This is a genomic window from Streptomyces griseoloalbus (genome assembly GCA_014650015.1).
GTDB lineage: Bacteria > Actinomycetota > Actinomycetes > Streptomycetales > Streptomycetaceae > Streptomyces > Streptomyces griseoloalbus.
In genome coordinates this window covers 1-12,052 of record BMUD01000045.1, presented here as the reverse complement: position 1 = coordinate 12,052, position 12,052 = coordinate 1, and the positions used below count along the sequence as shown (strand labels likewise).

General features: G+C 76.2%; 1 protein-coding gene and 1 pseudogene. Both read right to left on the bottom strand.

All coding sequences use genetic code 11. From position 1 onward, the window contains the following. Positions 1–4,801: type I polyketide synthase (locus IE178_RS34505; protein ID WP_193514999.1), on the bottom strand; the 4,801-nt coding region annotated here is incomplete at its 3' end. 10 nt (positions 4,802–4,811) lie between these two features. Then, positions 4,812–12,044 (bottom strand): annotated as a pseudogene (locus IE178_RS34500) (type I polyketide synthase); the annotation flags it as partial. Positions 12,045–12,052: the final 8 nt, after the last annotated feature.

Here is a 12,052-nt window from a genome sequence, read left to right as displayed (position 1 = left end):
ACGCGTCCACGAACTCACCCGCGAGCGCGTTCAGTACGACGTCCACGCCCCGGCCACCGGTCACCGCCCGGAACTTCTCCTCGAAGCCCAGATCACGCGAGGACGCGATGTGGTCGTCGTCCAGCCCCAGACCCCGCAGCGTCTCCCACTTGCCCTCGCTCGCGGTGGCGAACACCTCCGCACCCAGATGCCGGGCCAACTGCACCGCCGCCATGCCGACACCGCCCGCACCGGCGTGCACCAGCACCGACTCCCCCGCCCGCAGACCCGCCAGATCACGGAAGGCGTACAGGGCGGTCAGGAACACCAGCGGCATCGACGCCGCCTGCTCATCCGTCCATCCGTCGGGGACGTGGACGAGGTAGCGCTCGTCGATGAGCACGGTGTCGGCCAGACCGCCGGGCACCATGCCCATCACCCGGTCGCCCGCCCGCAGTCCGGTGACCTCGGGGCCGATTTCGGCGACGACACCGACGGCCTCCGAGCCGAGGAGTCCGGCCTCACCCGGGTACATGCCGAGCGCGTTCATCACGTCGCGGAAATTCAGCCCGGCCGCCCGCACTTCGAGGCGCACCTGCCGGCCCTCCGGTGCCTGGAGCGCCTCCGGGGCGGGGGCCAGGGTGAGGGCGTCGAGGGTGCCGCGGTCGTCGCTGTCGAGCCGCCAGGGCAGTCCGGCGACCGGGAGCAGGCTCGCGCCGCTGGTCAGCCGGGCCAGCCGGGCGACGCGTACGGAGTCGTCGCGGACGACGAACTGGGTGTCGCCCCCGGCCAGCAGGGCGGGCAGCCGTCCCAGGAGCGTGCCGGCGGCGGCGCCCGTGACGTCCGCGTCGAGGTCGAGCAGGGCGAAGCGGCCCGGGTTCTCGGCCTCGGCGCTGCGGACCAGGCCCCAGGCGGCGGCAGCGGCGAGGTCGTGCACCCGCTCGCCGGTGTCGGCGGCGACGGCGCCGCGCGTGACGAACACCAGCCGGGACGGTCCGGACGGGTTCAGCTCCAGCCACTCGCGCACCAGGTCGAGGGCGCGGGCGGTGAGGGTGTGGACGGCGGCGGGCAGTTCGCCGCCGCCGTCCAGCGGTACCAGGACCAGCTCGGGCCGCGGGGAGGCGGCCAGGCTGTCGGCGAGGGTGGTGACGGTGGTGCCCGGCAGTCCCGTGCCGGCGCCGAGGACGGCGCAGTGGACGTCCGTGTCGGCGCCGGTGTCGGGGGCGGGGGTCCACTGGAGGCGGAGCAGGCCGTCCTGTTCGCCGCTGCGCGGCGCGGGGGCCTGGATGGCGGAGGGGACGCGCAGGATCAGCGACTCGGCGGAGAGCACGGGCGCGCCCTCGACGTCGACCGCGGCGATGGAGACGGAGTCCTCGCCGACGCGGGCGACGCGGACGCGGACCACGGAGGCGCCGCCCGCGTGCAGGGACACCCCGGACCAGGAGAACGGCAGCAGCTTCTTGCCGTCGCCGAGGCCGACGAAGCCGACGGACTGCACGGCGGCGTCGAGGAGGGCCGGGTGCATGCCGTAGTACTCGGCGTCGTCGACCTGGCTCGGCAGGGCGACCTCGACGAACGCCTCGTCGCCGCGCCGCCAGACGGCACGCAGCCCCTGGAAGACGGGGCCGTACTCGGTGCGCTCGTAGAAGCCCTCGAGGTCGGCGGCGACGGCGCCGCGCGGCGGCCAGACGCTCGCGTCGAAGGCGGTGGTGCGCTCGCCGGTGGTGAGGACGCCGTTGGCGTGCTCGGTCCAGCGCTGCTCCGGGTCGTCCATGGTCTGCGAGTAGACGGTGACCTTGCGGGCGCCGGTCTCGTCCGGCGCGCCGACCCACACCTGGACGACGGCGGCGGCGTCCTCGGTGAGGATGAGCGGCTTGGCGAGGGTGAGTTCGTCGATGCGGTCGCAGCCGACCTGGTCGCCGGCGCGCACGGCGAGTTCCAGGAAGCCGGTGGCGGGGAAGGCGACGACGCCGCCCACCGTGTGGTCCATCAGCCAGGGGTGGGTCTGCGCGGAGAGGCGTCCGGTGAACAGGACCCCGTCGAGGCCCGCGAGGGAGACCGCGGCGCCCAGCAGGGGGTGTTCGGCGGAGACGAGACCGGCGGCCGACACGTCGCCGGCGGCGGCCATCAGGACGGGCCAGTACCGCTCGTGCTGCCACGGGTAGGTGGGCAGGTCGGTGCGGCGCGCGCCGGTCCCGTCGAAGCAGCGGGCCCAGTCGACGCGGACGCCCGCGACGTGGAGCCGGGACAGGGCGGTGAGCAGGGCGCGTTCCTCGGCGCGGTCCTTGCGCAGGGCGGCGGCCGACACGGTGTCGGCGGTGCCGTCGAGCACCCGCGCGGCCATCGCGGTGAGGACGCCGTCGGGGCCCAGTTCCAGGAACGCGTTCGCTCCGGCGGCGGACAGCGCGCGCACGCCGTCGGCGAAGCGCACGGCCTCCCGGACGTGGCGCACCCAGTAGTCCGCCGAACACAACAGCTCCGGGCCGGCGATCTCGCCGGTCACGTTGGAGACGACCGGGACGACGGGCTCGTGGTAGGTCAGTGCCTCCGCGACCCGGCGGAAGGCGTCGAGCATCGGCTCCATCAGCGGCGAGTGGAAGGCGTGACTCACCGCCAGGCGCTGCGTCTTGCGCCCCTGGGCTGCGAACTCGGCCGCGAGCGCGAGGACTTCGGTTTCGGCGCCGGCGACGACCACGGCGTCCGGGCCGTTGACCGCGGCCACCGACACGCCGCCGGTCGGCTTGCGGGTGATCTCCTCCTCGGTGGCCTGAACGGCCATCATGGCGCCGCCCGCCGGGAGGTCCTGCATCAGCCGGGCGCGGGCGGCGACCAGGGTACAGGCGTCGTCCAGGGACAGGACGCCCGCCACGTGGGCGGCGGCGATCTCGCCGACCGAGTGGCCTCCGACGAACTCCGGTGTCACGCCCCACGACTCGACGAGCCGGTAGAGCGCGACCTCGACGGCGAACAGGGCGGGCTGGGTGTAGCCGGTGGTGTCGAGGAGGTCCGCCTCGGGGGTGCGGCGTCCGGCGAAGACGATGTCGCGCAGCGGGCGGTCGAGTTCGCGGTCGAGCCGGTGCAGTACGGCGTCGAGGGCTTCGGCGAACACCGGGAAGCGGGCGTACAGTTCACGGCCCATGCCGGGCCGCTGGGAGCCCTGGCCGGAGAACAGGACGGCCAGGGACCGTTCCGTGGCCCGGCCGCGGGCCACCTCGGCGGGCACGCCGTCGGCGCCGGTGAGCAGCACGGCCCGGTGTTCGAAGACCGAGCGGCCGGTGGCGAGGGAGTAGCCGGTGTCGAGCGCGGTGGCGTCGGTGGGTGCGGTGATCTGCGCGAGCCGGTCCCGCAGCGCGTCCTCGGTCTTGGCGGAGACCGGCCACGGCACGACCGCCGGGGTGCGGGAGGGGGCGGCGGGCTCTTCGGGCTCCGGGGCCGGTTCGGCCTGTTCCAGCAGGACGTGGGCGTTGGTGCCGCTGATCCCGAACGAGGACACGCCGGCCCGGCGGGGGCGGCCGGTCTCCGGCCAGGGGGTGCGTTCGCCCAGGAGCCGGACGGCGCCCGCGCTCCAGTCGACGTGCCGGGACGGCCGGTCGGCGTGCAGGGTGGGCGGCAGGACGCCGTGGCGCATGGCCATGACCATCTTGATGACGCCGGCGACACCGGCGGCGGCCTGCGCGTGTCCGATGTTCGACTTGATGGAGCCGAGCATCAGGGGCCGTTCGGGGTCGCGGCCCTGGCCGTAGGTGGCGAGCAGGGCCTGTGCCTCGATGGGGTCGCCGAGGGGGGTGCCGGTGCCGTGGGCCTCGACGGCGTCGATGTCGGCGGTGCTCAGGCCGGCGGACCGCAGGGCGCGCTCGATGACGCGCTGCTGGGAGGGGCCGTTGGGGGCGGTGAAGCCGTTGGAGGCGCCGTCCTGGTTGACGGCGGAGCCGCGGATCACGGCGAGGACGGGGTGGCCGTTGCGGCGGGCGTCGGAGAGGCGTTCCAGCAGGAGCATGCCGACGCCCTCGGACCAGCCGGTGCCGTCGGCGTCGTCGGAGAAGGCCTTGCAGCGGCCGTCGCCGGCCAGGCCGCCCTGGCGGCTGAACTCCATCAGGGAGCCGGGTGCGGACATGACGTTGACGCCGCCCGCGAGGGCGAGGCCGCACTCCCCGGCGCGCAGGGCGTGGGCGGCGGCGTGCAGGGCGACCAGGGAGGAGGAGCAGGCGGTGTCGACGGTGACCGCCGGGCCCTCCAGGCCGAGGGTGTAGGACAGGCGGCCGGAGGTGGCGCTGGCGGCGATGCCGGTGCCGATGTCGCCGGTGGCGTCGGCCAGGGAGCGGACCAGCAGGTAGGCGTAGTCCTGGCCGTTGGTGCCGACGAAGACACCGGTGGCGCTGCCGCGCAGGCTCTGCGGGTCGATGCCGGCCCGCTCCAGGGTCTCCCAGGAGGTTTCGAGCAGCAGGCGCTGCTGCGGGTCCATGGAGACGGCCTCGCGGGGCGAGATCCCGAAGAAGGCGGCGTCGAAGTCGGCGACGCCGTCGAGGAATCCGCCCTGCTGGCTGACGGAGTGGCCGCGCGCGTCCGTACCGGCGTCACGCAGGGCGTCGAGGTCCCAGCCGCGGTCGGTGGGGAAGCCGGAGATGGCGTCGGTGCCGGACTCGACGAGCCGCCACAGGTCCTCGGGGGAGGAGATGCCTCCGGGGTAGCGGCAGCTCATCGCGACGACGGCGATGGGTTCCGCGGCGGCTGCCGCGAGTTCCCGGTTCTGCCGTCGCAGCCGTTCGGTCTCCTTGAGCGAGGCCCGGAGAGCTTCGACAACTTTTTCGCTGGGCGTGGTCATGGTCGCTCCGTCAGTCCCGCTGTTCGTCAAGGTTGCCGTTGAGTGCCGCCTGCACCAGGTCGTCGACCTCCATGGCGTCGATGGACGCGTCGGACACGTCCTCGGCGCCGGTGCCCTCCGCCTGCGCCCCGGCCGCCGGTTCCTGGGCCCGCCCGGCGAGCTTCAGGAGCGGTTCGAGGACGCCGATCTCACGCAGCCGGTCGAGGGGCACCGAGGCGAGGACGGCGCGCAGCGCGCTCTCGTCGGTGCTCTCGCCGCCCGGCGTGTCGCCGGGCAGCAGCCGGCCGAGGACGTGCTCGGCGAGGGCGGCGGGGGTGGGGTGGTCGAAGACGAGGGTGGCGGACAGGGTGAGTCCGGTGGCGGCGCCGAGCTGGTTGCGCAGCTCGACGGCGCCGAGTGAGTCGAAGCCGAGGTCGCGGAAGGCCCGGTCGGGGCCCACCAGGTCGGTTCCGGTGTGGCCGAGGACGTCGGCGGCGCGTTCCCGCACCAGGGTGAGCACGGTCCCCAGGCGCCGGTTGCCGGGCAGCCGGGCCAGCCGGTCGCGCAGTTCGGGCGCGGCCCGTTCGGCGTCGCGTCCGGCGGCGGTCGCGGCGGCCGTGAGGGCGGCGTGGGCGGGCATCTCCGTCAGCAGGGCGCTGGGCCGCACCGTGGTGAAGGCCCGCACGAACCGCTCGGGGTCGACGTCGGCGACGACCGCGACCGGGTCGCTTCCGGTGACGGTCTGGCGCAGCGCCAGGACCGCGAGGTCCGGGTCGAGCGGCCGGATGCCGGTGCGCTGGGCGAGGGCGGCGGCGCGCCCGTCGCCGGCCATGCCGTCACCGCCCCAGGCGCCGTAGGCGACGGAGGTGGCGGGCAGGCCGTCGGCGCGGCGGCGTTCGGCGAGGGCGTCGAGGACCGCGTTGGCCGCCGCGTAGTTGCCCTGGCCGGGGTTGCCGACCGCGGCGGACGCGGAGGAGAACAGGGCGAAGACGTCCAGGTCGTGGTCCCGGGTCAGCTCGTCCAGGAGGAGCGCGCCGGTGACCTTGGCGTGGAAGACCGCCTCGAACCGCTCGGGGGTGAGGCTGTCGAGCACGCCGTCGTCGAGGACGCCCGCGGTGTGCACGACGCCGGTGAGGGGCGCGTGGCCGGGGATGTCCGCGAGGACGGCGGCCAGGGCGTCCCGGTCCGCGGTGTCGCAGGCGGTGAAGGTGGCCTCGGCGCCGAGTTCGGCGAGCTCGGCGCGGAGCTTGCCCGCGCCGGGCGCGTCGGGGCCGCTGCGGCTCAGGAGCAGCAGGTGGCGGGCCCCGGCGCCGGCGAGGCGGCGGGCGACGTGGGCGCCGAGGGCGCCGGTGCCGCCGGTGATCAGGACGGTGCCGGTGGGCTGCCAGTCGCGGGGGGTGCCGGGCCGTACGGCGGCGAGCCGGCGGCCGAAGACGGCGGCGGGCCGGACGGCGAGCTGGTCCTCGCCCCCGGGGTCGGCGAGGACGGCCGCGAGCCGCTGCGCGGACCGCTCGTCGAGGGTCTCGGGCAGGTCGACGGTGCCGCCCCAGCGGTGCGGGTACTCCAGGGCCGCGACCCTGCCGAGGCCGTGCACGGCGGCCTGCAGCGGCGCGGGCACGCTCTCGCCGGGCGAGACGGCGACGGCGCCGCGGGTGAGGCACCACAGCGGTGCGTCGACGCGGGCGTCACCGAGCGCCTGGAGCAGCGCGGTGGTGAGGGTGGCGCCGCGCGGGGTGCCGGGTGCCTGCGGGTCGTATCCCTCGGCGAGGGCGAGCAGCGACACCACACCGGTGAACGGGACCTCGCCGTCCTGCAGTTCACGCAGCCGGGCGGCGAGGCCGGCGCGGTCGGCGCCGGCCGCCTCCAGGCGGACGGTCGCGGGGCCGAGGAGGCGCAGCACCTCGGCGGTCCACGGGTCGTCGGCGCCTCCGGCGGGCAGCACGGCCAGCCAGGTGCCGGCCGGGGTGCCGGTGGTGGCGGCCCGGTTCAGGGGGCGCCAGGCGATGCGCTGGCGCCAGCCGTCCACGGTGGCCTGGTCGCCGCGCTTGCGGCGCCAGTCCCGCAGGGCGGGCAGCACCCGGGACAGGGACTCCCCGTCGACGCCCAGGTCACCGGCGAGGGCGTCGAAGTCCTCGCCCTGGACGGCCGCCCAGAACGCGGCGTCGCCGTCACCGGCGCCGGCCGCGGTGTCCGGGGTGGCGGGGGCCGCGTCGGGCCAGAACCGGCGGCGCCGGAAGGCGTACGTCGGCAGGTCGACGCGGCGGGCGCCGGTTCCGTCGAGCAGCGCGGCCCAGTCGAGGGGCTGGCCCTCGGCGTGCAGCCGGGCCACCGCGCCGATCAGGGACCGCTCCTCGTCGCGTCCGGTGCGCAGCGCCGGTACGGCGGCCGGGGCCGGACGGTTGTCGTCGGCGAGGGCGTCGAAGGTGTCCTGCGCCAGGGAGCAGAGCACACCGTCGGGCCCGAGTTCCAGGTAGCGGGTGGCGCCGCGGGCGGCGAGGGTGCGTACCCCGTCGCCGAACCGGACGGCGCCGCGGACGTGTTCGACCCAGTACCCGGGGTCGCACACCCGCTCCGGTGCGGCCGTCTCCCCGGTGAGGTTCGACACCAGGGGCAGCGTGGGCGAGGCGTACGACACGCTCCGGGTGACCCGTCCGAAGTCCTGCAGCATGGCGTCCATGTGCAGGGAGTGAAACGCATGGCTCACCCGCAAACGCCTAGTCTTCCGGCCGAGTGCGGTGAACTCCTCGGCGAGGGCGGTGACCGCGTCCTCGTCGCCGGAGATCACGACCGCGTCGGGGCCGTTGACGGCGGCCAGTGAGATCCGGTCGCCGAGCCGTGCGGCGACCTCCTCCTCGCTCGCCCGTACGGCGATCATGGCGCCGCCGGCCGGGAGGGCCTGCATCAGCCGGGCGCGGGCGGCGACGACCGTGCAGGCGTCCTCCAGGGTGAAGACCCCGGCGACGTGGGCGGCGGCGATCTCGCCGACGGAGTGCCCGGCCAGCAGGTCCGGGCGGACGCCCCAGGACTCGACCAGCCGGTACAGGGCGACACCGAGGGCGAACAGCGCGGGCTGGGTGTAGCCGGTGGTGTCCAGCAGGGCCGCCTCGGGCGTGCCCTCCGGCGCGAACATCACCTCGCGCAGCGGCCGGTCGAGCTCCGGGTCGAGGCAGGCCGCGACGGCGTCCAGGGCCTCCGCGAACACCGGGTACCGGGCGTACAGTTCACGGCCGGCGCCGGGCCGCTGGGAGCCCTGGCCGGGGAAGAGGAACGCGGTCCGGCCACCGGGGGCGGCGCGGCCCCGCAGGACGTTCGGGACGGTCCGGTCCGCGGCGAGCGCGGTGAGCGCGTCGAGGAGTTCGGCCCGGTCGGCGGCGACGAGCACGGCGCGGTGCTCGAACGCCGAGCGGGTGGTGCCGAGGGACAGCGCCAGGTCGGCGACCGAGGCGGCGGAGGCGGCTGAGGCGGCGGAGTGCGCGGCGTCCGGGTCCGTCCCGTCGGTGAGCCGTGCGAGCAGGCGGTCCGCCTGCTCGGTCAGGGCGTCCGGGGTGACGGCGGACAGGGCCACGGGCAGCGGTCCGTCGGCCGCCGGGCTTCCCTCGGCGGACGGGACGGGCGCGGTGCCGCCGGCGTCCGTTTCGGCGTCGGCCGTGGGCTGCTCCAGGACGACGTGGGCGTTGGTGCCGCTGGCGCCGAAGGAGGACACGCCCGCGCGGCGTGGACGCCCGGTCTCGGGCCAGGCGGTCTCCTCGGTCAGCAGCCGTACGGCGTCCGGGTCCCAGGCGACGTGCGAGGACGGCGTGCCGACGTGCAGGGTCTTCGGCAGGGTGCCGTGCCGCATCGCCAGGACCATCTTGATGACGCCGGCGACACCGGAGGCCGCCTGGGTGTGGCCGAGGTTGGACTTCAGCGAGCCGAGCAGCAGGGGCCGGTCACGGTCCTGGCCGTAGGTGGCGTGCAGGGCCTGTGCCTCGATCGGGTCGCCGAGCGCGGTGCCGGTGCCGTGCGCCTCGACGGCGTCGACGTCGCGGGCGGTGAGGCCCGCGGCGGCCAGCGCCTTGCGGATGACACGCTGCTGGGAGGGGCCGTTGGGCGCGGTGAGACCGTTGGAGGCGCCGTCCTGGTTGACGGCCGAGCCGCGCAGCACGGCGAGGACCTGGTGGCCGTTGCGGCGGGCGTCGGAGAGCCGCTCGACGACGAGCATGCCCACGCCCTCGGCCCACGCGGTGCCGTCGGCGTCGTCGGAGAAGGCCTTGCAGCGGCCGTCCGGGGACAGGGCGCCCATCTCGCCGAACTCGACGAAGCCGACCGGGGTCGACATCACGGTCACCCCGCCCGCGAGGGCGATGGAGCACTCGCCGTTGCGCAGGGCCTGCGCCGCGAGGTGCAGCGCGACCAGTGACGACGAACAGGCCGTGTCGACGCTGACCGAGGGCCCTTCCAGGCCGAGGGTGTAGGACAGGCGGCCGGAGAGCAGGCTCGCCGACTGGGCGGTCTCGACGTGGCCGACCTGGCCGATGGCGGGACGGTAGTCGCCGCTGCCGCCGCCGACGAAGACGCCGGTGTCACCGCCGCGCAGCCCGGCCGGGTCGATGCCGGCCCGTTCCAGGGCCTCCCAGGCGGCCTCCAGCACGATCCGCTGCTGCGGGTCGATGACGAGGGCCTCGCGCGGGGAGATGCCGAAGAAGTCGGGGTCGAAGTCGGCGACGTCGTACAGGAAGCCGCCGTGGCGGGTGACGCTGCGGCCCCGGCCGTCCCGGTCCCCGTTCAGAAGCCGGTCCAGGTCCCAGCCCCGGTCGGTGGGGAAGGCCCCGATGGCGTCGGTGCCGGCGACGGCCAGCTCCCACAGGTCCTCCGGCGAACGCACTCCGCCCGGGTAGCGGCAGCTCATGCCGACGATGACGATCGGGTCGTCGGCCACCGCGGCGTCCGTCCCGCGCGCGGCCGGGGTGGCCGGGCCGGTGTCCTCGCCGAGGAGCCCGGTCAGCAGGTGGGCGGCGAGCGCGGTGGGCGTCGGGTAGTCGAAGACCAGGGTGGCGGGCAGGGTGAGCCCGGTCGCGGCGGCGAGCTGGTTGCGCAGGTCGACGGCGGTCAGCGAGTCGAACCCGAGGTCCTTGAAGGCCTGTTCGGCGGGTACGGCGTCGGCGCCCGCGTGTCCGAGTACCGAGGCGACCTCGGTGCGGACCAGGTCGAGCGCGTACGGGAGCCGGTCCCGCTCGTCGAGCTGCCGCAGCCGGGTGCGGAGCGTGCCGGCGGTGCCGGCGTCCGCGCGGTCGCCGCCGCCGGCCGCGTCCAGCGCGCGCCGCGCCTCGGGCAGTTCGGTGAACAGGCGGCCGGGCCGGGTGCGGGTGAAGGCGGGCGCGAAGCGGTCCCACAGCACGTCGGCGACGGTCACCGAGGCCGGAGCCGACGGGTCGGCGACGGCGTCGCCGACGACCGCGCCGAGCACGGTCAGGGCCCGGTGCGGGTCCATCGCGGGCAGGCCGTTGGCGCGCAGGTGGGCGGCGAGCCCGTCCGGTCCGGCGCCGGTCCAGGCGCCCCAGGAGACGGCGACCGCGGTACGGCCGTCCGCCCGGCGTTCCTGGGTGACGGCGTCCAGGTAGGCGCCCGCGGCGGCGCCGGCTCCCTGACCGCTGACGCCCCAGATCCCGGAGATGGAGCCGAAGACGACGAAGGCGTCCAGGTCGCGGTCCCCGGTGGCCGCGTCCAGCGCGTCGAGGTCCCGGCGCACGGCGGCGAGGAGGGCGTCCGCGCCGGGTGCGTCGGCGCCTTCGGCGGGGGCGCCGTCGTCGCCGGTGTGGATGACGGCGGTGAGCGGACGGCCGGCGGGCAGGGCGTCCACCGCCCCGGCGAGGGCGGAGGGGTCCGCCGGGTCGTGCGCCACCACCGTGAACTCGGTCTCCAGCTCGGCGAGTTCGGCACGCAGCGCGTCGAGCGCGCCGGCGTCGGCCTCGCCGCGGACGGCCAGCAGGACGCCGGTGGCGCCGTTCCCGGCCAGCCAGCGTGCGACGTGGCCGGCGAAGCCCTCGGGGCCGCCGGTGACCAGCACGGTGCCGGTGGGCCGCCACGGGGCGTCCGGGCGCTGTGCCGCCGCCCGGACCAGCCGCCGGCCGTAGGCGCCGGAGGCGCGCAGCGCGACCTGGTCCTCGGCGTCCGGTCCGGTCGCGGTCAGGACGGCCCGCAGACGCTCGGCGGTGCGGGCGTCGGCCACGTGGTCGACGTCGACGAGTCCGCCCCAGCGGTCGGGCCGCTCCAGGGCGGTGACCCGGCCGAGGCCCCAGACCGCCGCCTGCACGGGGTCCGCTCCGGCGTCGGAACGGCCCACGGAGACGGCGCCCCGGGTGAGGGCCCACAGGCGGCCGGCGATCCCGGCGCCGTCCAGGGCGTCCAGCAGGGCGTCGGGCCAGGCGGCACCGGACGGCAGGGCACCGTCGGCGCCGCCGTCCGCGGCGGCGGCGAACAGGGAGACCACACCGGCGTACTCGGTGCCGTCGGCGGCCTCGGCCAGCCGTGCGGCGAGGGCGGCGTCGTCCGGAGCGCAGACCACGCGCACCGCGTCGGCGCCGAGGGCACCTGCGACGGCCTCGGCCCACGGGTCACCGTCGAGCACGGCCGGGATCAGCACGAGCCAGGGAGCCTCGGCCACCGAGGACCCGGTGGCGGTGGCGGTGGCGGTCAGCGGACGCCAGGTCACCCGGTAACGCCAGCCGTCCACCAGGGACCGCTCGTTGAGCCCGCGGCGCCACGAGGAGAGCGCGGGCAGCACGTCCGACAGGACGGTGTCGTCCAGGTCGAGCGTGGCGGACAGCGCCTGAAGGTCCTCCCGTTCCACGGCGGCCCAGAAGGCGGCGTCCACCGGGTCCTGCCCGGTTCCCGCGCCGGGCGCGGCGGCCGGTTCGGGCCAGTAGCGCTCGCGCTGGAAGGCGTAGGTGGGCAGTTCGACACGCTGGGCGCCGGTCCCGCGGAACCAGGCGTCCCAGTCGATGTCCACGCCGGTGACGTGGAGCCGGGCCAGCGCGGTGAGCAGCGCGGTCTCCTCGGGCCGGTCCTTGCGCAGCACCGGCACGGACACGACGTCCTCGCCGCCGTCCAGCACCCGCGCGGCCATCCCGGTCAGGACGCCGTCGGGGCCCAGCTCCAGGAACGCGTTCGCTCCGGCACCGGACAGCGCCCGCACACCGTCGGCGAAGCGCACGGTGCCGCGGACGTGGCGCACCCAGTAGTCGGCCGAGCACAGCAGGGCGGGGTCGGCGACCTCGCCGGTCATGTTGGAGA